The sequence below is a fragment of the Roseateles sp. So40a genome, assembly GCF_048081605.1.
Classification (GTDB): domain Bacteria; phylum Pseudomonadota; class Gammaproteobacteria; order Burkholderiales; family Burkholderiaceae_C; genus Roseateles.
This window is the reverse complement of sequence record NZ_CP182288.1, coordinates 844,382-863,066: the sequence shown is the minus strand read 5'-3', so window position 1 is coordinate 863,066 and position 18,685 is coordinate 844,382. Positions and strand designations below refer to the sequence as shown.

Sequence of the window (18,685 nt, the reverse complement as noted above, 5' to 3'; positions counted from 1 at the left end):
TGCGCGACGCACGAGATTTGCAACCATCGGAGTCCTTTCATGAGTCAACGCGTCAGCCTGACCCAATACCTGGTCGAGCAGCAACGGGCGCACGGCCACATCCCTCAGCAGCTGCGGCTGCTGATCGAGGTGGTCGCGCGTGCGTGCAAGCGCATCGCCATCAGCGTCAACAAGGGCGCGCTCGGTGACGTGCTGGGCACGGCCGGATCGGAGAACGTCCAGGGCGAGGTCCAGAAGAAGCTGGACATCATCGCCAACGAGGTGCTGATCGAGGCCAACGAGTGGGGCGGTCACCTGGCCGCGATGGCATCCGAGGAGATGGACAGCATCTACCTCGTGCCCAACCGCTATCCGCAGGGCGAGTACCTGCTGATGTTCGATCCGCTGGACGGCTCCAGCAACATCGACGTGAACGTGTCGATCGGCACGATCTTCTCGGTGCTGAAGAAGCCCGAGGGCAGCAAGGGCGTCAGCGAGGAGGACTTCCTGCAGCCCGGTTCCGCGCAGGCGGCCGCGGGTTACTGCGTGTATGGCCCGCAGACGACGCTGGTGCTGACCGTGGGCGACGGCGTGGCGATGTTCACGCTGGACCGCGAGCAGGGTTCGTGGGTCCTGACCGCCGACGACGTGAAGATCCCGGCGGACACGAAGGAGTTCGCGATCAACATGTCCAACATGCGCCACTGGGACGAGCCGGTGAAGCGCTACATCGACGAGTGCCTGGCCGGGACGACGGGTCCGCGCGGCAAGGACTTCAACATGCGCTGGATCGCGTCGATGGTGGCGGACGTGCATCGCATCCTGACGCGCGGCGGCATCTTCATGTACCCGTGGGACAAGCGCGAGCCCCACAAGGCCGGCAAGCTGCGCCTGATGTACGAGGCCAACCCGATGGCTTTCCTGGTCGAGCAGGCCGGCGGCGCGGCGACCAACGCCCGCGAGCGCATCCTCGACCTGACGCCGACCAAGCTGCATGAGCGCGTGTCGGTGGTGCTGGGCTCGAAGAACGAGGTCGAGCGCGTGACGCAATATCACCGGGAGGCCGAGAAGGCCAAGTGATCGACCGAACGCCGTTCCTTCAGGAACAGCGGTGACGATCAATGAGGGGCGGTCGAGAGGCCGCCCCTTGTCGTTTCAGAAGAAGGTCCGGACCCCGCCGGTGACGCGGTAGACGTCGTCCACCGTGTAGAGCAGCGGCCACTTGTCGAAGGTCGTGCACGGATGGCCGACGCCGAAGGCGATCAGGTCGCCCACGCGCAGCGGCAAGGCGCCCTCGCCCGCATCGGCCGCAGCGACCGCATCGACGAAAGCGTGCTGGTCATTGAGCTTGCTCACCGTCCACGACCCAGGAGCGGCCTGCGGCGCGTCGTGCGTCCCCTGCCGATACCACCACAGCGGCTGCGGCAGGCACGCGTCGTAGCTCAGGTCACGACGTCCCGCCGTGCAGATCGCGCGGCCCGGCTCGGGCACCGACTGCACGTAGGCCCAGACCTCGATCGCGTTGCGCAGGCCGGGGCCCTCGCCCCACAACGCACCGGCCCGCTGCCGCATCCGATCCTGCATGCGCTCGTACTGCAGGCTGTCGTGGCTGAGGTAACACCCGCTGCGTAACACCACGCGCAGCGCGTGCCCCGTGCCGCCCGCTTCCACGGCCGCCAGCGTCTTCGCCGCCATGTCGAAGAACGCCGATCCGCCCGCGCTCAGCAGCACCTCGCCCGGCGCGAACCAGCCGTCGGCGCAGCCTCGCCGCGTCAGCTCGGCCACCGTCTCGATCATCGTCAGCGCGCCCAGCTCCACGCGCGCCGTGTCGGCGCCGCTATACACGCCCTCGAAGGCCTCCACACCGCGCAGCGCGATCGCCGGCGACGCCGCCTGGATCAGCGCGGCCAGGGCCGCGCCCTCCTCGACCGAACGCACGCCCGTGCGCCCGCCCGGCGTGCCGACCTCCAGCAGCACCTGCACCGGCCGCGTCAGCCCGTGCGCGATCGCGGCGGTGCGCAGCAGGTCCAGACCGGCGGCGGAATCGACCAGCACGAAGAAGTCGAAGGAAGGATCGGCGGCGAGCTCGCGGAACACCAGCTCGAGATCGGCCTTGCCCACCAGTTGATTGGCCAGGATCACACGCGGCACGCCGAAGCGGCGGTAGGTGCGCACATGCACCGCCGTCGCCGCGGTCATGCCCCAGGCGCCTTCATCGAACTGCCGCTGGAACAGCTGCGGCGCCATCGTCGTCTTGCCATGCGGCGCGAGGCTCACGCCGGCGCGCCCGGTGAACGCGCGCATCCAACGCGCGTTGTGCGTCAGCGCGGATTCCTTGAGCACCGCGGCGGGCAGCGGCAGGTCGCCATCCAGCAGCGACAGCTTCAATCGATCCAGGTCTTGCAGGAAGACGCCTTCGGCGATGGCCGGCAGGCCCTTGAAGGTCGCTGGCAGGGGCTCGGCGCGCAATGCGGCGAGCTTCAGGCGGACGGGCTCTCGCGGAGCTTCGGGGTCGTGCAGGGGGGCGCTCATGCGCGCCATGTTGCCACCGACGCGGAACGGCGCATCACGCCGCATCCAGGAGCACCAAAGGAAAAGGGCTCGATGCTTGCACATCGAGCCCTTCGGATTGGTGCCGGTGAAGAGAGTCGAACTCCCGACCTTCGCATTACGAATGCGCTGCTCTACCAACTGAGCTACACCGGCGCTGTCGCGAACAACAGAGTCAAAGAGTATAGGCGAGATTTTCGAGGTCGACAAGTATTTGCATCCCGCCGCACGAAATCATCGAACCCGCGATTCACTCCTCGCCCAGGTTGGCCTGCACCCGCTTGAGCAGCGCCGCGAACTGCGCCTGCTCGTCGGCGCTCAGCCCCGACAGCGCCTGCACCGACACCTGCCGCGCCTGACGCCGCAGCTCGCGCTGCACGGCCTGACCCGCCTCGCTCACCCGCAGCCGCACCTGGCGGCGGTCGGCCTCGTCGGTCTCGGCGTCCAGCAGCCCCTTGTCACGCAGCCCCTTGATGAGCCGCGCCAATTGCGCCTTGTCCCGGCCGCTGTGCTGGGCCAGGTCGCTCTGCGTCGCGTCGGGATGCCGGTCGAAGAAGAACAGCACCTTGCCTTCCATGTGCGTGATGTCCTGCGGACCGTCGCGCAGGAAGCGGTACTGACGCGCGCGGTAGCGGTGCATCACCGAATGCACCAGCTCCAGCACGTCCTCGTCCTTGCCCCTTCGGCCAGTGGTGTTGGTTGACATTGTCAATCGTTCCGTCGCAAGATGGATGACATTGTCAACGAAATGAGCAAGACCGGCAATGAAGCCTGAATCCCTGAACCTCCCGACCTCGACGACCGCCGCCACCGCCGATGCGGCGCCCTCCACATCTGCCACATCCGCCCCGCCCGCCAGCCGCGTCCAGCGCGTGCGCCATGAACTCAAGCGCCGCGCGCTGACCGTGACCGCCGTCGACGACGTCACGCCGAACTTCCGCCGCGTCACGCTGACCGGCGACTCTTTGGACGACTTCGTCAGCGCCTCCTTCGACGATCACGTGAAGCTGATCTTCGACGCCGACGCCGCGGAGGGCCCCGTGATGCGCGACTACACGCCCCGCCGCTACGACAACGCCGCACGCGAGCTCGTCATCGAATTCGCCCGGCACGGCGACGGCCCTGCCGCGGCCTGGGCCGCCGCGGCCCAGCCGGGACACACGCTGACCGTCGGCGGTCCGCGCGGCTCGTTCATCATCCCGATCGACTTCGACTGGCATCTGCTGGCCGGCGACGAGACCGCCCTGCCCGCCGTCGCGCGCCGGCTCGAGGAGCTGCCGCCCGGCACCCGCGTGATCGCGCTGCTCAACGTGCCCGAGAGTGATCGCCGCGCGTTCCAGACGCAGGCGGACCTGGACCTGCGCTGGGTCGACGGCGACGAGGCCCTGCTCGCCGCGGCCCGCGCGCTTACGCTGCCGGCCGGTGAAGGCTACGCCTGGTGTGCGGGCGAGGCGGGCGCGATGGCCGCGCTGCGCCGCGTGCTCGTCGACGAGAAGGGCCACGATCGCCATGCCATCCGCGCCTCGGCGTACTGGAAGCGCGGCGCGAGCCATCATCACGAGAACCTGGAGTGATCGTGGCGTGAGGCTGGCGTGAACCGGCCAAGCCGAGCACGGCCCACCTCACATTCGCTTCATGCACGCGTGGCACACTGCCCGACGCCCGGATCGGAGGTGGGCATCCGTGATCGCTGCAGTTCTTCATGACCCGCGCTGGCGCAACGCCTGGCGCCTGCTCTTCGTGTCGGTGGTGCTGGGCGCGAGCTGGCTCGCGTTCTCGCCGCATCCGCCCCCCGCGGCCGATCTCGGCTGGGACAAGGCCAACCACTTCACCGCCTTCGGCACGCTCGCCTTCATCGGCCTGCAGGGGCTGCGCGCGGGACCGGGCCGGCGCTGGATCGTGCTGGCGATGCTGCTGGCCTACGGCGTGCTGATCGAGCTCGTGCAGTCGCAGATTCCCGGCCGCGATGCCGAGGCGATGGACGTGCTCGCCGACATGAGCGGCGCCGTCATCGGCGTCAGCGTGCACGCGCTGGTCCTGCGCGTCATCGGACCGCGGGCGCTTCCGGCTCGCTGAGCTCCCGGCGCGACATCGCGATCGCCACCGCCTGCGCGCGGTTGTTGGCGCCCAGCTTGCGCAGGATCTTGCGCACATGGTTCTTGACCGTGAACATGCTGATCCCCAGCTGGATCGCGATCCCCTCGTTGCTCAGGCCCGCGCGCAGGCCCTCGACGATCTGCTGCTCCCGTGGGGTCACGAGCGATCCCGCGCGCCGCGGCAAGGCCTGTCCCCGGGCCTGAAGCCGCGCCCGGCGCCAGGCCGCATGCAGCGCCGGCGTCAGCAGCTCCAGACGGCGCATCGCCTCCTCATCCCAGCCATCGCCCGCGAACAGGAACAGGCTCTGCGGCCGCTCGCCGTCGCCGGCCACGCCGTGCAGCGCCAGCTCGCGCAGCCCCGCCTCCAGCAGCGGCTGGTAGAGCGCCAAGGTCGACTCGGCCGTCAGGTCCACGCGCAGCGGCCGGCGCCCCTCGCCCCATCGACGGATGAGGTGCAGCCACAGGCCGTGCTCGGCCGCCTCCAGCTGCGCCTGCAAGGCCGGCGCGATCGGCTTCAGATGGAAGACCTGCGCCGACAGACGCGGCGACGGCGGCTGGTCGCCGACGCAGACCAGCACGCGATGCGGCACCAGCGCCTGCAGGCGGCTCTGGCTCCAGACGAAGAACTGCGCGGGCGTGGCGGGCTGGCGGGCGCTCCACAGCGCTTCGAGCAATCGCTCTGAGAGGGTCCGGTCCTGCAGCCACGCGAGCGGCAGCGTGTCGCCGTCGACCGCGCCCGCCGCACGCGGGACGGTGGGCGGAACGGAGGACGGGCCGGACGAAGGGACTGCGGACATCGAGGACGGCGTCGTGGACATGGACGATGCGTGAGCCGAGGCCGCGCCAGCCTGCCTGCGCGGCGTGACGACGCGATGAAGGCCGCGTCCGGCACAGGTATCCCCCTTGCCCTACCTGACATCGGGTGGCAGTTGAGCCGTCCTGTCGGCACGCGGCGAGTCGCCCGCGCCGGACAGGGAATGGGCAAATCGGCTACCGTTGTCGCTCGGTCTTCCTCCCCCGACCGATGGAGTTGCTTGCATGTCGGATCACGATCTGCCGCTGACGCGGCGCGATCTCGCGCGCCGTTATGAAGCGGTCCGGCGCCACACGCTGACGCTGGCCGAGCCGCTGTCCGCAGAGGACCAGTCCGCCCAGTCCATGCCGGACGCCAGCCCCGCGAAATGGCATCAGGCCCACACCAGCTGGTTCTTCGAGGCATTGCTGCTGCGCCCGCACCTGAGCGGCTACCGGCCGCTGGACGAGTCCTACCACTACCTCTTCAACTCGTATTACGAAGGCCTGGGCCCGCGCCATCCGAGGCCGCAACGCGGCTTGCTGACGCGGCCGTCGCTGGAGGAGGTCCGCGCCTATCGGCGCCATGTCGACACGCACATGCAGCAACTGATCGCCGCTTGCGACGACACGACCTGGAACCGGATCGCGCCGACGATCGCGCTGGGCCTGCATCACGAGCAGCAGCATCAGGAACTGCTGTTGACGGACGCGCTGCATCTGCTGTCCTGCCACCCCTGGCGCCCCGCTCTGATCGACACCGAGCCGCCGCCCGCCGTGCCGACGTCCAGCGAGTGGCGCCGCCATGACGGCGGGCTGGTCGACATCGGGCATGACGCCGAGGCGAACGGCCAAGCGGCCGGCACGGCCGGCGCGGCCTTCGCCTTCGACAACGAGGGCCCGCGCCATCGCGTGTGGCTCGAGCCCTTCGAGATCGCCAGCCGTCTGGTCACCTGCGGCGAGTTCCAACGCTTCATCGACGCGGGCGGCTACCGCGATCCGCGCTGGTGGCTGTCCGACGGCTGGGCCACGGTGCAGGCGCAGGGCTGGCGCGCACCGCTGTACTGGGTCGAGGACGGCGAGCCCGCCTCCACCGGCTCTGCCGGCTCGCCTTCGCGCTGGTCGGTCTTCGGCCTGCACGGCCTGCGTCCGATGGACGCGGCGGCGCCGGTGACCCAGCTCAGCTTCTACGAGGCCGCGGCCTACGCGGAGTGGGCCGGAGCCCGCCTGCCCAGCGAGCACGAATGGGAAGCCGCCGCCGCGCTGCCCGGCATGCATCAGCTGCTGGACCAGGCCTGGCAATGGACCCGATCGGCGTATCACCCGTATCCGGGCTTCCGGCCGATGGACGGCGCGGCCTCCGAATACAACGGCAAGTTCATGGTCGGGCAGCTGGTGCTGCGCGGCGGCAGCCTCGCGACGCCGCCCGGACACACGCGCCCGACCTATCGCAACTTCTTCCCGCCGGCCGCGCGCTGGCAATTCAGCGGGCTGCGTCTGGCCCGCGATGCGCGCTCAGGCGCGGAGACCCACGCATGAGCAGCTTCGCCGAGGACCTTCACGCCGCGCTCGCCGGCCCCGATCACGCGATCTCGCCCAAGTACTTCTACGACGCGCAGGGCTCCGCGCTGTTCGAGCAGATCTGCGAGTTGCCCGAGTACTACCCGACCCGCACCGAGCTCGCGTTGCTCAACCGCCATGCCGGCGATCTCGCCGCGCGCATGGGCCCCGGCGCGCAGCTGATCGAGTACGGCGCCGGCGCGCTCGTGAAGGTGCGCCTGCTGCTGGCGCGCATGGCGCAGCCCGACAGCTTCGTGCCGGTGGACATCTCTGGCCCTCACCTGCTCGCGGCCTGCGAGGCCCTGCAGCGCGAGCAGCCCGCGCTGCGCATCCTGCCGGTGGTGGCGGACTTCACCCGCCCGCATGTGCTGCCCGACGCGCCGGCGCACGGCCAGCGCATCGGCTTCTTCCCGGGATCGAGCATCGGCAACTTCGACCCGCAGGAGGCGCTCGCCTTCCTCAAGCTGCTGCGCGAGGAACTGGACGGCGGCGCGTTGCTGATCGGCGTGGACCTCATCAAGGATCCGGCGCGGCTGCACGCGGCCTACAACGACGCGCAGGGTGTGACGGCGCGCTTCAACCTCAATCTGCTGCGCCACGCGCAACGCGAGCTGAAGCTGGAATGCGACCCGGCGGGCTTCGACCATTACGCGTTCTACGACCCGCGCAAGCACCGCATCGAGATGCACCTGCTGCCGCGCGGCGAGCAGCACCTGCAGCTGCAGGGCCGGCGCTACACGCTGGTGCCAGGCGAAAGCCTGCACACGGAGAACTCCTACAAGTACAGCGTGGAGAGCTTCCAGGCGCTGGCGCGCGAGGCGGGCTTCAGGCCCTCGGCGCACTGGACGGACGAGCAGCGCTGGTTCAGCCTGCATTGGCTGGGGGCCTGAAGCGCCAGAAGCGCCGGAAGCGCCAGAAAGCCCGAAACGCAAAGGGCGCCCTCGGGCGCCCTTGCTTCGTCTGCGGCTTGGCCGTCAGGCGTCGTAACCGTAGACGTCCGCCAGCTTGCCCAGCAGATCCGGCTCGTCCTCGGGCGAGAAGAAGTAGGGGAACAGCGTGCGCGAGCGGCCGTCCTCGTTCAGCGTGCCGCCGAACTTGTTGACCTGCGTCGCGCCGTAGGCCAGCGACAGGCTCATCAGCACGGCCGGGGCGCCGACGCTGCGATGCAGGCGCTCCTCGCCATGCGGCTGGAAGTCCAGCATCCGGCGATAGAAGGCCTTGTGGCGCGGGTTGACCTCGATCACGAGGAACTCCGCCCCCCAGTGGTGCACGGCATGCAGGTAGGCCAGATGGAACAGGCTGGCCAGGACCAGCTTGGACGGGCCGTCCGGATCGGCGGCCAGCCGGGTGAACTCGCACAGTTGCCAGCCCTGCTGGCGCATGCCGGCCATCTCGGCCGGGAAGCTCTGGTCCGCGGCCAGGTTGCCGCTGTCGCGACGCAGACCCAGCGTCGACACCAGCTTGCCTTCCCAATAGGCGCCCAGCGTCACGTCCGCGGAGCGGCTCAGCCTGTAACCCCGTGACGCGTAGCGGCGCTCGAGCAGGCTGTGACCGGTGCTGTCCATCAGCGCGCGGATCTCGATGCGGCCATAGTCCGTATCGCGCGAAACGAGCTCGACAGAGTCAGAGCGAACAAACGGAATCTCCGAACGAACGGACTGCAGCGCCTGCAAAGGGCTTGCAGGCGCTTCCAATTCGATGTTCGACACGTGAGATTCGTCGCTCATTCCCAACTCCAGACTGCTTCGTTATCAAGGGCGAGTCTATGGCCCACTCAAAGTAATTACTGCAGGCCGCTACGATAGTTAACAAATGCGATTGCCGTCTTACGGGTCTGTCCCGGGTGTGGGCCCGGGTCAATCCCTTGCCAGGGCCAATCCCCGCATTTGAGGGAATTCCGTTACATCGCAGGCAGCGGTGAGAAAACCGGTGCAAGGCCTCGCCCGCGTAAGAAATCGCGGAACCCGCGGCCCAGATTCGCCACGCCTCCCGGCGCAGTTTCTGTTGCACGTGTAACCAAATGCTTTTGGTTCAGATGGCGAATTCAGGGGACAAAAGTTTCCGACTTTTTTACGGAAATCCATACGGAATGGAGGGACATGTGTCGCTTCCCGCTCCACATGCTCGCCTGGCGACCAGGAAGTTCGTATCTCGTTGCTTCAGCCGCAGGGCAATGCGGCGAGGCTGTCCAGCCGCTGACGCGCCTCCCCCATGAGGGCGTCGACCCGCCCATCGGCCTGCGCGGCGATGGCGTCCAGATCGAACATCGCCGCCAATTCGGCGGACGACAGCGCGGTCGGCGGCAGGTCGCCGACATCGATGGCCGCATGCAGCAGCTGTTCCAGCGTGCCATGCCCCTGCCGCACGCGGTGGATCAGGTCGCGCACGAACGCGCCGGTCCGCTGGCGCCCCAGGCGAGGCATCAGCAGCAGCTCCAGGCGCTCGCTGGCCACCAGGCCCTGGCGCTCCAGCACATGGGCGCGCATCCGGTCGACCCGGATGACCGGCTCGGCCAGCGCGCGGTTGAGCGCCTCGACCGCCGCGTGCGCGCCGCCCAGCAGCCCGCTCCATTCCGCCAGTTCGGCCTGATGCTGACCCAGGCCGCGTTCATGCTCGGGCGTCATGCAGCCCATCAGCCCGGCGACGCGCTGCGGCGCGCGCTGCACGGCCGCCATCGCCTGCAGCGCGGCCACCGGGTTCTTCTTGTGCGGCATCGACAGGCAGGCGCCGTAACCCTCGCCGGGCGGCTCGTTGAGCTCATCGACCTCCGCCTGCGCCATCAGCGCGAAGTCCTGCGCCAGCTTGCCGAGGTTGCCGCACAGCAGCCCCACTTCGAGCCCCAGGCGCAACCAGCGGTCGCGTTGCGTGTGCCAGCACATGTCGGGCACCGGCAGTTCCAGCTCGGCGCCGACCGCCGCGAGCATCGCCGCCGCGCCGTCGCCCATCGCGTCGAGCGTGCCCACGGCACCGCCCAGTTGAAGCAGCAGCGACTCACGGCCCTGCTCGCGCAGCCGCTCCGCGCTGCGCAGCAGCGGCATCAGCCAGTTCATCAGCTTGAAGCGCAGGCTGATCACCTGCGCCGGCTGCATCATCGTGCGGCCGAGCATCGGCACGGCGACATGGTGCTCGGCCAGGTCCAGCAGCCGGCCGCACAGGCGCTGCAGGTCGTCGTCGATCAGGCGCAGCGCCTCGCGGGTGCGCAGCACCATCGCGGTGTCGATCAGGTCCTGCGCCGACACGCCGCGATGCACGTAGGCCGCGGCGGACGGGTCGAACAGGGCGACCGTCTCGCGCAGGCGCTGCACCACGGGCAAGGCCAGGTTGCCGCAGCGCGGCGCGGCGCCGACCAGCGCCGGCACGTCATAGAGCTCGGCGCGGCACAGGCTGGCGATCGCCTGCGCGGCAGACGCCGGGATCATCCCGGCACGCGCCGCGGCGCGCGCGAGCGCGGCTTCCACGTCCATCATCGACTGCACCACCGCGGTCGGCGAGAACACCGATTCCATCGCGGTTGAAGACAAAAAAGCCTCGAACAGCATCCCACTCCCCTCAGGGTCAGGATGCTATCGAGGCTTGCGCGTACGCCGTACTCAAGCAAACCCGCTTGGGGTTTGTCTCGGCCGGTGATCGCCCCGGTCAGGGCGACCGGATCAGTTCGTGGCCGGCACGTACATCTGGGCCAGACGGCTCATCAGGCGCAGCGACAGGCGATGCATCGTGATCAACTCCATCAGGCCGTTGCGGTGCAGCTCGACGATCTTCTCGTCGGACAGCTTGGACAGCGACTCCTCGTTGACGGTCAGGAAACCGTCCACGTCGAGCTTCTCACCGTTGGGCAGCTGCGCCTCGAAGCGCATCTCCTGCAGCAGGTTCAGGTCCTGCAGCAGCTCGCAGGCCTGGCGGGTGCGCTCGGCCTCGCGCTCGAAGTCCTCGCAGAACTGCTTGGCGTTGAGCAGCAGCTGCGAAGGCTCGCCATCGGCGTTGAACAGCGGCTCGCCGTCGGTTTCGGAGAACGCGCCCGAGCCCATGTCCAGGCACAGCGCCATGTCCTCGGCGTTCTGCTCGATGCGGGCCATCGCGAAGGGCCAGCGACGGATGTAGGCCGGCACGTAGCGGCCGGTCCACTTGTCGCCGTCGATGAACAGGTTGCTGCCCTGCTTCAGGCCGAACACGGCCAGCGGCGCGATCGCCGGGCGCTGACCCTCGGCCGTCTGGCCGATACGCACGAACACCACCGGGTACTCGAGGCTCGCATCGGCGAATTCAGCCACCGCGATGAACAGCGAGTTCAGGTGGGTGACGCGGCCCAGGACCGGGGTGCCCGACTTCATGCGGGTGTTCTTGTGCTGGACCCGATCGACGGGGACCAGGTTCTCATACATCGGGGGGTTGCTCATTCATTCACTCCATCGTCCGCCAGTCGCGAGACCAGCACCTTGTCCACACGCTTGCCGTCGAGGTCGACCACCTCGAATCTCCACGCGTTCCACTCCACCACATCGGCCGTGCGCGGCAGACGCCCCAGCAGCAGCATGACCATGCCTGCCAGGGTGTTGTAGCGCCCACGGTCCTCCTCGGGCAGTTCCTTCAAGTCCAGGCGGTCCTTGAGCTCAGTGACGGGGATCAGGCCGTCCATCAGCCAGCTCCCGTCCTCGCGCTGGACCGCCCAGGCGTCCGCGCCGTCGGACGAGTTGAACTCGCCCGCGATCGCCTCGAGCACGTCGCGCATCGCGACCACGCCCTGCACCTCGCCGTACTCGTCGACGACGAAGGCCAGCGGGGTTTCCGTGCCGCGCATGTGCGCGAGCAGCTCCATGCCGGACAGCGTCTCGGGCACGAAGACCGGCGGCTCCAGGCCGCTGGACAGGTCCAGCGACTCGCCGGCCAGCGCGCGCGCCAGCAGGTTCTGCGCGCTGACCGTGCCCACGACGTCATGCAGGCCGCCGCGGCACACCGGGTAGCGGCTGTAGCCGTGCGCGCGCAGGATCTGCAGCACCTGATCGGGCCGGTCCGTGGCGTCCAGCCACGCGATCTCGGCGCGAGGGATCATCATCGAGCCGATCTGGCGCTCATCCAGGCGGAACACGTTGCGCACCATCTGGTGCTCGTGTTCCTCGATCACGCCGGCGTCCCGGCCTTCCTCGAGGCTGGCGGCGATCTCCTCTTCCGTCACCGCGCGGTTGGCCTTGCCGCCCATGCCCAGCAGCCGGAGCGTGAACTCGGTGCAAAAGCTCAGCAGCTTGACGAAGGGCCGCGTCACCAGCGACATGATCTCCATCGGCGGCGCGACCAGGCGGGCGACGTTCTCCGGGAACATCTGGCCCAGGCGCTTGGGCACCAGCTCGCCGAAGATGATCGTCACGAAGGTCAGCACCAGCACGACGAGCCCGGTGGCGGTGATGTCCGCGGCGCGGGAGGTCAGCGGGGTGTTGGCGCGCAGCACGTCGGCGAGCGGCCCCGAGAAGGCGGCCTCGCCGACGATGCCGTTGAGCACGCCGATGGAGGTGATCCCGATCTGCACGGTCGACAGGAACTTGGTCGGGTTCTCGTGCAGGTCCATGGCGGCCTGCGCCCCGGACTCGCCGCTTTCCACCATCACTTGCAAGCGCGCCTTGCGGGAAGCCGTGAGGGCCATCTCCGACATGGCGAACAGACCGTTGAGCAGGATCAGGAAGAGAACTAGGGCGGTATCCATTGACAGCGCGGACCGGGTAGTAACCCCGAGTCGCGCCCAAAACACAAGGTCGGCAAGGTTAGCAGAGCCCGTGTGACGCCGACACCGCAAAATCCCCGTATGCATTACCTCATCGGCGATCTCCAGGGCTGCTGCGATGCGCTCGCCCGGCTGCTGGAAAAGATCGATTTCTCCCCGTCCCGCGACCGGCTCTACCTCCTGGGGGATCTGGTCAACCGCGGCCCGGATTCCCTGACGACCCTGCGCCGGCTGCAGTCGCTGGGCGACGCGGCGCAGTGCCTGCTGGGCAATCACGACCTGCATCTGCTGGCCACCGCCGCGGGCGTGCGCGCCCCGCACAAGGGGGACACGCTGGACGCGATCCTGCAGGCGAGCGACCGCGAGGCGCTGCTGGAGTGGTTGCGCCGGCAGCGCCTGGCGATGCACGCGCAAGGCTGGCTGATGGTTCACGCCGGCGTGGTGCCGCAATGGGACACGGCGCAGACGCTGGCCCTGGCCGACGAGGTGCATGCGCTGCTGCGCGGGCCGGAGCTGGCGGAATTCCTGCCGCAGATGTACGGCAACGAACCTGACCGCTGGAAGGACGAGCTCGAGGGCGTGCCGCGTCTGCGCTTCATCATCAACGTGCTGACGCGGATCCGGTTCTGCAACGCCAGGGGCCGGCTGGACTTCAAGACGAAGGAAGGGCTCGGCACGGCGCCGGAGGGCTTCATGCCCTGGTTCGACGTGCCGCAGCGGCGCACGGCAGGCCAGCCGATCGCGTTCGGGCACTGGTCGACGCTGGGGCTGGTGCAGCGGCCGGACCTGCTGGCGCTGGACACGGGCTGTGTGTGGGGTGGCGAGCTGACGGCCGCCCGGGTGGCCGACGGCGAGGTCCAGGAGATCATCCAGGTGACCTGCGTGCAGGCGAGGAAGCCGGGGGCGGAGTGAGCCGTGGCGGTCCGAGCCGCGCTTACAATGCGCGCCTTCTCCCTGGAGACGTGGCCGAGTGGTTTAAGGCAGCGGTCTTGAAAACCGCCGAGGGTTAACTCCCTCCGTGAGTTCGAATCTCACCGTCTCCGCCACCCCATGAGCCCCCGATCGTCCGCACGCCCCCCTGCCCTGCTCGCCCTCATCGGCGGCAATGAGGACCGGCTGACGCCGGGCACGGTGCTGCGCGAGCTGATCGCGGCGTGCGACGCGGACCGCGCGGCCCGGGCGCCGTCCGATCCGCTGCGCATCGTGGTGCTGAGCACCGCCAGCGGCGAACCCGATCTGCTCTGGTCGCAGTACGAGCCCGCGTTCCGCGCGCTCGGCGCCGAGCCGCGCTGGCTCGATCCGCGAGAACGCGCCCAGGCGGCCGATCCGGACGCGCTCGCCGCCGTGTCCGAGGCGGACCTGCTCTTCCTCACCGGCGGCGACCAGGAACGCCTGGTCGACGTGCTGATCGACACCCCGCTGCATGCGCTGATCCGCGAACGCCATCGCGCCGGCGCGCTCGCCATCGCCGGGACCAGCGCGGGCGCCTCCGCGCTTGGCGCCCACATGCCGGTCGGCGACCTCAACGAGCAGTTCGCCGGACCGGCGCAGCCGCTGCATCGCGCGCTGGGCCTGATGCCCGCGCTCGTCGTCGACCAGCACTTCGCGCAGCGCAAGCGCCACGCGCGGCTGCTGCATCTGGTGACGCTCGACTCGCGCCGTCTGGGCGTCGGCATCGACGAGGACACCGCGCTGCTCATCCGCCCCGATGCCGGCCTGCGGGTCGTGGGCAGCGGCGCCGTGACCATCATCGACGCCGCGCGCGCCACCGACCGGCGTGAACCCGCCGGCGTCGTCGCCCTCGAGAACCTGGGCTTCGCCCTGTTCCCCGCGGGCACCACGCTGAGCTTCAACGACCCCGACCTGCCCGCGCATCTGCTGCGCACGCTGCGCAACATCGCCGCGTCGGGCTCGCTGATCGGCTGATCGGCTGATCGAGCCTCGCCCGCCTCAGGCGGCCACGTGCGCCGCGAAACCGGTGATGCCGGGTGCGACAGCCTCGTCCAGCTCATGATGGTCCGGATAGTCGCCACCGTTCTGCGATCGGAACGCGATCGGAGCCTCGTCGAAGACATGGGCCAGACGCTCGCGCCACGCGGCCATTGCCGCCTCGACGCCTTCGGGCGTCATGCGTCCCGTGCCGTGTGTCGCGTGGGTCTTCAGCACCGACATGCCCGGGTAGAACAGGGTGCCATGCGTGATCGGGAACAGCAGTTGGTCGATGGGCCCGTTGATGCCGCGCGGCGCGTAGTCTGCGGCCGGACCTCCGGTGCTCACCGACACCATCGCGCGGCGGCCCTCGAAGCCGCCCTCGCCATAACGGATGCGGTTGCCCTGCCCGTGGCGGCCATAGGCCAGGCCCTGCGCCCAGACGCGATCGATCCAGCCCTTCATGATCGCGGGCATGCCGAACCACCACAGCGGGAACTGCAGGATCACCAGATCGGCGGCCAGCAGCTTGCGCTGTTCCTCGGCGACGTCCGCCGGCTGATGCCCCTGGTGGAAGGCATGGCCGGACTCGCGCACGAAGTCCAGCCGCTCGATGTCGCTGCGCACGGGGAAGTCCTGCGCGTCGTAGACCGCCTTCCAGCCCATCGCGTAGAGGTCGGACTGCAGCACCTCATGCCCGGCCTCGCGCAGCGTGCGCTCGGCGACGTCGACCATCGTGCGCGTCAGGGAGGTCGGCTCCGGATGCGCGTGGACGATGAGGACGGTCTTGCGGGTCTTGTCGATGCTGGCGGTGTTGGCGGTGTTGTGGGTCATGAGGAACTCCAGGAAAACATGCGATGAGGCTCAGTCTGACGATCCCGGACCCATCCGTGAAATCACACCTTCTCTGACCTACTATCGACGCCATGGATACCAGCCGGCTCGACCTCAACCTGCTCGTGACGCTCGAGGCGCTGCTCACCGAGCGCAACGTGACCCGCGCCGCCGCCCGGCTGAGCCTCAGCCAGCCGGCCGTCAGCGCGCAGCTCAGCCGGCTGCGCGACGTCTTCGAGGACCCGCTGCTGCTGCCCGCCCAGCGCGGCATGACGCCCACCGCCAAGGCGCTGTCGCTGCTGGAGCCGCTGCGCCAGGCGCTGGACCAGGTCCGCAATGTCGCGACCTCGCACCTGCATTTCGATCCCGCGCACGCCGAGCTCACCGTCACCATCGCCGCCACCGACTACCTGCAGGCCGCCGTGCTGCAGCCGCTGGTGCTGCGCCTGCGGCGCGAGGCGCCCGGCGTGCGCATCGCCGTGCGGCACATGGATCCGCGACAACACGCCGCGCAGCTCGCCCAAGGAGACGTGGACCTCGGCCTGATGCAGCCCATCGAGGCCGACGGCAGCCTGCGGCAGCGCCCGCTCTTCCACGAACGCTACGTGCTGATCGCGCGCCGCGGTCATCCTGCCGTCGCGGGCAAGCTCAGCGCCAAGGCCTTTGCCAGGCTGGAGCAGGTCGTCGTGTCACCGGCCGGCGGCGCGTTCAGCACGCCGGTCGACCAGGCGCTGGCCGGCCTGGGCCTGAAGCGCCAGGTCGTGCTCTCGGCGGCGTCCTTCCTCTTCGTGCCGGACATCGTCGGCCGCTCCGACCTGATCGCGCTGGTCCCCGAGCGGCTGGTCAAGGGCCGCGCCGCGGGGCTGCAGGTCCTCGCCCCGCCGCTGCCCATCGACGGCTTCGACATCGCGATGGTCTGGCATGAGCGCAACCACGGTCATGCCGGACATCGGTGGCTGCGCGAGCAACTCGCGATGGTGGCCGGATGAGGGCTATCCCGCGTGACCTCGCCACGACATCGCGACGCCGTCTCGACACGTATCCAACACCTGCACAACGTACGTCAAACAGCTTCTTAACCTGAAGCTGTCCGCAAGCTGTCGACACCCCGTCACGGGGCCTTCGCTGCGCAGAAACGCGTACGACACGGGACCTCGCGCCCGGAACCATGGGCACATCTCGGACCTTCCCCGGTGTGTCTCATGACCCTCAATCGATCACTTGCGAGAGGCTTGTTCCTCGCCGCGGTGGCCCTGTTCTTCGGACTGGGCGCGCTGCGTTATCCCATCGGCCGGCTGGACCACGCCGGTGCCGGCATGTTCCCGCTGATCATCAGCTGCCTGCTCGGCGTCGTGGCGCTGGCCACCATCGTGCGCGGCGTCGTCGCGGGCGGTCCAGGCCTGGACTTCAAGTACAAGAACATCGGCCTCATCCTGGGCGCGCTCTGCGCGTTCTCGCTGGTCTCGCGCTTCGTGAACATGTCCGCCGGCATCGTGGTGATGGTCTTCATCGCCACCGCCGCGGGCAGCAACTACTCGTGGAAGCGCAACGTGGTGATCTCGATCGGCCTGCTGGCCATCGCGTTCATGTTCCAGAAGTTCCTCGGCCTCAACCTGCCGCTGCTGTAAGGACCCGGCCATGGACATCCTCCACAACCTCGCCTTCGGCTTCGAGCACGCGCTGACCTGGCAGAACCTGATGTTCTGCGCGATCGGCTGCGTGGTGGGCACGCTCGTCGGCCTGCTGCCCGGACTGGGCCCGCTGGCCACGATCAGCGTGCTGCTGCCGCTGACCTATTCGATCCCCGTCAACGGCGCGCTGATCATGCTCGCCGGCATCTACTACGGCGCGCAGTACGGCGACAGCGTCAGCGCGATCACGATGAAGATCCCGCATGCGAGCTCCATCGTGGCCTGCATCGACGGGTACCAGATGACCTTGAAGGGCAAGACCGGACTGGCGCTCTTCACCGCGGGCATCTCGAGCTTCATCGGCGGCACCGTCGCGATCGTCGTGCTGGCCTGCCTGGCGCCGACGCTGGGCGAGGTCGCCTTCCTGTTCGGTCCCGCCGACTACTGCGCGCTGATGCTGCTGGGCTTCCTGTGCGTGAGCTTCGTGACCACGGGCAGCCTGCTCAACGGCCTGGCGATGTGCCTGATCGGCGTGCTCTTCGGCCAGATCGGCACCGACGTCAACTCCGGCCTGGAGCGCTACACCTTCGACATGCCCTTCCTCGCCGAGGGCGTGGGCCTGGTGAGCATCGCGCTGGGCTGCTTCGGCATCGCGGAGATCTCCAAGAACCTGGACGCCAAGAACGAGCGCACGCCCTTCAACGGCAAGATCCACCTGATGCCCACGTGGCCCGAGTTCAAGCGGATCATCCCCAGCGCGCTGCGCGGCAGCGTGGTCGGCTCCATCCTGGGCATCCTGCCCGGCGGCGGCCCGACGATCGCGCAGTTCGCGGCCTATGCCGTGGACAAGAAGGTCAGCAAGTACCGCCACGAGATCGGCGACGGCGCCATCGAGGGCGTGGCCGGCCAGGCCGCGGCGGACGAGTCGGCCGCGCGCACGAGCTTCATCCCGCTGATGTCCATCGGCATCCCGGAGAACCCGGTGATGGCGCTGATGATGGCCGCGTTCATCATCAAGGGCATCCAGCCGGGTCCCAACATGATCGGCGGACACCCCGACATCTTCTGGGGCCTGGTCGCCTCGATGTGGGTGGGCAACGTGTTCCTGGTCGTGCTGAACGTGCCGCTGGTGCGCTACTGGCTGTCGGTCTTCAAGATCCCGTACAACGTGCTGTTCCCGTCGATCCTGTTCTTCTGCTGCATCGGCACCTTCAGCGTCAACAACAACCTGGACGACATCTTCGTCACCGCGGCCTTCGGCCTGGCCGGCTACATCTTCATGCGGCTGGACATGGACCCCGCGCCGCTGATGCTGGGTTTCATCCTGGGCCCGATGCTGGAGGAGAACTTCCGTCGCGCGATGCTGATCAGCCGCGGCAAGTTCGACGTCTTCGTGCAGCGCCCGATCAGCGCGACGCTGCTGGGGATCATCGCGGTGTTCATCGTCTGGCAGTTCGTCGCGTTCGTGCTGGCCAACCGCAAGGGCGCCAAGCCCGCCGCGCGCGGTCACAACGACGACGACGACACCCAAGGCAAGGACGGCGGCGGGGTGACGCCGCAGGTGGCCTGATCTCGCCCCGTTCGGCGGGGCCCTCGGGTGG

Annotated in this window: 18 protein-coding genes and 2 tRNA genes; 11 read left to right on the top strand and 9 right to left on the bottom strand. The window is 68.9% G+C overall.

The window, feature by feature from the left end:
- Positions 1 to 39 precede the first annotated feature (39 nt).
- Positions 40 to 1,059 carry a class 1 fructose-bisphosphatase gene (locus ACNI65_RS04000; RefSeq protein ID WP_416761331.1) on the top strand — a complete coding sequence of 340 codons (1,020 nt, stop codon included), beginning with the start codon at positions 40 to 42 and terminating at the stop codon, positions 1,057 to 1,059.
- A 75-nt stretch (positions 1,060 to 1,134) separates the two neighbouring features.
- Here the strand turns inward: ACNI65_RS04000 and ACNI65_RS03995 are convergent, their stop codons facing one another.
- The 3 genes from ACNI65_RS03995 to ACNI65_RS03985 form a co-directional block, all read right to left on the bottom strand.
- Positions 1,135 to 2,511: an alanine racemase gene (locus tag ACNI65_RS03995; protein WP_416761330.1), complete on the bottom strand. Its 1,377-nt coding sequence runs from the start codon at positions 2,509 to 2,511 to the stop codon at positions 1,135 to 1,137.
- A 98-nt stretch (positions 2,512 to 2,609) separates the two neighbouring features.
- Positions 2,610 to 2,685: transfer RNA gene (locus ACNI65_RS03990), tRNA-Thr, on the bottom strand.
- A gap of 94 nt (positions 2,686 to 2,779) precedes the next feature.
- Positions 2,780 to 3,235 (bottom strand): MarR family winged helix-turn-helix transcriptional regulator, encoded by a 456-nt coding sequence (locus tag ACNI65_RS03985; RefSeq protein WP_416761328.1) that lies wholly within the window; start codon positions 3,233 to 3,235, stop codon positions 2,780 to 2,782.
- A 58-nt stretch (positions 3,236 to 3,293) separates the two neighbouring features.
- Here ACNI65_RS03985 and ACNI65_RS03980 point away from each other — a divergent pair, with 58 nt between their 5' ends.
- A complete protein-coding gene (locus ACNI65_RS03980; RefSeq protein ID WP_416761326.1) occupies positions 3,294 to 4,103 on the top strand; it encodes a siderophore-interacting protein in 810 nt (269 codons plus the stop codon).
- 109 nt (positions 4,104 to 4,212) lie between these two features.
- The gene (locus ACNI65_RS03975) at positions 4,213 to 4,605 is read left to right on the top strand and encodes a VanZ family protein (protein ID WP_416761325.1); all 393 of its coding nucleotides are present in this window, start codon (positions 4,213 to 4,215) and stop codon (positions 4,603 to 4,605) included.
- Here the strand turns inward: ACNI65_RS03975 and ACNI65_RS03970 are convergent.
- Positions 4,574 to 5,422: a helix-turn-helix domain-containing protein gene (locus tag ACNI65_RS03970; protein ID WP_416761323.1), complete on the bottom strand. Its 849-nt coding sequence runs from the start codon at positions 5,420 to 5,422 to the stop codon at positions 4,574 to 4,576. The two genes, ACNI65_RS03975 and ACNI65_RS03970, sit on opposite strands and share 32 nt — an antisense overlap.
- Before the next feature lie 241 nt (positions 5,423 to 5,663).
- On the opposite strand from ACNI65_RS03970, the gene egtB reads away from it, so the two are divergent.
- The gene (gene egtB, locus ACNI65_RS03965) at positions 5,664 to 6,956 is read left to right on the top strand and encodes an ergothioneine biosynthesis protein EgtB (RefSeq protein WP_416761321.1); all 1,293 of its coding nucleotides are present in this window, start codon (positions 5,664 to 5,666) and stop codon (positions 6,954 to 6,956) included.
- Entirely contained in the window at positions 6,953 to 7,867 is a 915-nt protein-coding gene (egtD, locus tag ACNI65_RS03960) for an L-histidine N(alpha)-methyltransferase (protein WP_416761319.1), read from the top strand. Before egtB ends, egtD begins: the two co-directional genes overlap by 4 nt.
- An 84-nt stretch (positions 7,868 to 7,951) precedes the next feature.
- Here the strand turns inward: egtD and ACNI65_RS03955 are convergent, their stop codons facing one another.
- The 4 genes from ACNI65_RS03955 to ACNI65_RS03940 all read right to left on the bottom strand — a co-directional run bounded on the left by ACNI65_RS03955 (position 7,952) and on the right by ACNI65_RS03940 (position 12,672).
- Positions 7,952 to 8,704, bottom strand: coding sequence for an N-acyl amino acid synthase FeeM domain-containing protein (locus ACNI65_RS03955; RefSeq protein ID WP_416761318.1), 753 nt, complete (start codon positions 8,702 to 8,704; stop codon positions 7,952 to 7,954).
- A gap of 432 nt (positions 8,705 to 9,136) precedes the next feature.
- The gene (locus ACNI65_RS03950) at positions 9,137 to 10,498 is read right to left on the bottom strand and encodes a lyase family protein (RefSeq protein WP_416761317.1); all 1,362 of its coding nucleotides are present in this window, start codon (positions 10,496 to 10,498) and stop codon (positions 9,137 to 9,139) included.
- A 129-nt stretch (positions 10,499 to 10,627) separates the two neighbouring features.
- Positions 10,628 to 11,374 carry a SapC family protein gene (locus tag ACNI65_RS03945; RefSeq protein WP_416761316.1) on the bottom strand — a complete coding sequence of 249 codons (747 nt, stop codon included), beginning with the start codon at positions 11,372 to 11,374 and terminating at the stop codon, positions 10,628 to 10,630.
- Positions 11,371 to 12,672 (bottom strand): hemolysin family protein, encoded by a 1,302-nt coding sequence (locus ACNI65_RS03940; RefSeq protein WP_416761314.1) that lies wholly within the window; start codon positions 12,670 to 12,672, stop codon positions 11,371 to 11,373. Before ACNI65_RS03940 ends, ACNI65_RS03945 begins: the two co-directional genes overlap by 4 nt.
- Positions 12,673 to 12,771: 99 nt before the next feature.
- On the opposite strand from ACNI65_RS03940, the gene ACNI65_RS03935 reads away from it, so the two are divergent.
- The 3 genes from ACNI65_RS03935 to ACNI65_RS03925 all read left to right on the top strand — a co-directional run bounded on the left by ACNI65_RS03935 (position 12,772) and on the right by ACNI65_RS03925 (position 14,616).
- Positions 12,772 to 13,602 carry a symmetrical bis(5'-nucleosyl)-tetraphosphatase gene (locus ACNI65_RS03935; protein ID WP_416761313.1) on the top strand — a complete coding sequence of 277 codons (831 nt, stop codon included), beginning with the start codon at positions 12,772 to 12,774 and terminating at the stop codon, positions 13,600 to 13,602.
- 44 nt (positions 13,603 to 13,646) lie between these two features.
- Positions 13,647 to 13,736 (top strand) — tRNA-Ser (locus ACNI65_RS03930).
- Between the two features lie 4 nt (positions 13,737 to 13,740).
- On the top strand, positions 13,741 to 14,616 hold the full coding sequence (locus tag ACNI65_RS03925) for a cyanophycinase (RefSeq protein ID WP_416761312.1): 876 nt from the start codon (positions 13,741 to 13,743) through the stop codon (positions 14,614 to 14,616).
- A 24-nt stretch (positions 14,617 to 14,640) separates the two neighbouring features.
- On the opposite strand, the gene ACNI65_RS03920 is transcribed toward ACNI65_RS03925, so the two are convergent.
- Positions 14,641 to 15,453 (bottom strand): NAD(P)H-dependent oxidoreductase, encoded by an 813-nt coding sequence (locus ACNI65_RS03920; RefSeq protein WP_416761311.1) that lies wholly within the window; start codon positions 15,451 to 15,453, stop codon positions 14,641 to 14,643.
- 92 nt (positions 15,454 to 15,545) lie between these two features.
- On the opposite strand from ACNI65_RS03920, the gene ACNI65_RS03915 reads away from it, so the two are divergent.
- From ACNI65_RS03915 to ACNI65_RS03905, 3 genes are all read left to right on the top strand, one after another.
- Positions 15,546 to 16,442: a LysR family transcriptional regulator gene (locus ACNI65_RS03915; protein WP_416761310.1), complete on the top strand. Its 897-nt coding sequence runs from the start codon at positions 15,546 to 15,548 to the stop codon at positions 16,440 to 16,442.
- A gap of 243 nt (positions 16,443 to 16,685) precedes the next feature.
- Positions 16,686 to 17,081, top strand: coding sequence for a tripartite tricarboxylate transporter TctB family protein (locus ACNI65_RS03910; RefSeq protein ID WP_416761309.1), 396 nt, complete (start codon positions 16,686 to 16,688; stop codon positions 17,079 to 17,081).
- 10 nt (positions 17,082 to 17,091) lie between these two features.
- Complete coding sequence (locus tag ACNI65_RS03905) at positions 17,092 to 18,654, top strand: tripartite tricarboxylate transporter permease (RefSeq protein ID WP_416761307.1); 1,563 nt, start codon at positions 17,092 to 17,094, stop codon at positions 18,652 to 18,654.
- The last annotated feature ends 31 nt before the right edge of the window (positions 18,655 to 18,685 follow it).

What these genes read in the sequence shown, in the direction of transcription:
- ACNI65_RS04000 (WP_416761331.1), top strand. Translation starts at nt 40, where the DNA reads ATGAGTCAACGCGTCAGCCTGACCCAATACCTGGTCGAGCAGCAACGG.
- ACNI65_RS03995 (WP_416761330.1), bottom strand. Translation starts at nt 2,511, where the DNA reads ATGAGCGCCCCCCTGCACGACCCCGAAGCTCCGCGAGAGCCCGTCCGC.
- ACNI65_RS03985 (WP_416761328.1), bottom strand. Translation starts at nt 3,235, where the DNA reads ATGTCAACCAACACCACTGGCCGAAGGGGCAAGGACGAGGACGTGCTG.
- ACNI65_RS03980 (WP_416761326.1), top strand. Translation starts at nt 3,294, where the DNA reads ATGAAGCCTGAATCCCTGAACCTCCCGACCTCGACGACCGCCGCCACC.
- ACNI65_RS03970 (WP_416761323.1), bottom strand. Translation starts at nt 5,422, where the DNA reads ATGTCCGCAGTCCCTTCGTCCGGCCCGTCCTCCGTTCCGCCCACCGTC.
- egtB (WP_416761321.1), top strand. Translation starts at nt 5,664, where the DNA reads ATGTCGGATCACGATCTGCCGCTGACGCGGCGCGATCTCGCGCGCCGT.
- egtD (WP_416761319.1), top strand. Translation starts at nt 6,953, where the DNA reads ATGAGCAGCTTCGCCGAGGACCTTCACGCCGCGCTCGCCGGCCCCGAT.
- ACNI65_RS03955 (WP_416761318.1), bottom strand. Translation starts at nt 8,704, where the DNA reads ATGAGCGACGAATCTCACGTGTCGAACATCGAATTGGAAGCGCCTGCA.
- ACNI65_RS03945 (WP_416761316.1), bottom strand. Translation starts at nt 11,374, where the DNA reads ATGAGCAACCCCCCGATGTATGAGAACCTGGTCCCCGTCGATCGGGTC.
- ACNI65_RS03940 (WP_416761314.1), bottom strand. Translation starts at nt 12,672, where the DNA reads ATGGATACCGCCCTAGTTCTCTTCCTGATCCTGCTCAACGGTCTGTTC.
- ACNI65_RS03935 (WP_416761313.1), top strand. Translation starts at nt 12,772, where the DNA reads ATGCATTACCTCATCGGCGATCTCCAGGGCTGCTGCGATGCGCTCGCC.
- ACNI65_RS03925 (WP_416761312.1), top strand. Translation starts at nt 13,741, where the DNA reads ATGAGCCCCCGATCGTCCGCACGCCCCCCTGCCCTGCTCGCCCTCATC.
- ACNI65_RS03920 (WP_416761311.1), bottom strand. Translation starts at nt 15,453, where the DNA reads ATGACCCACAACACCGCCAACACCGCCAGCATCGACAAGACCCGCAAG.
- ACNI65_RS03915 (WP_416761310.1), top strand. Translation starts at nt 15,546, where the DNA reads ATGGATACCAGCCGGCTCGACCTCAACCTGCTCGTGACGCTCGAGGCG.
- ACNI65_RS03905 (WP_416761307.1), top strand. Translation starts at nt 17,092, where the DNA reads ATGGACATCCTCCACAACCTCGCCTTCGGCTTCGAGCACGCGCTGACC.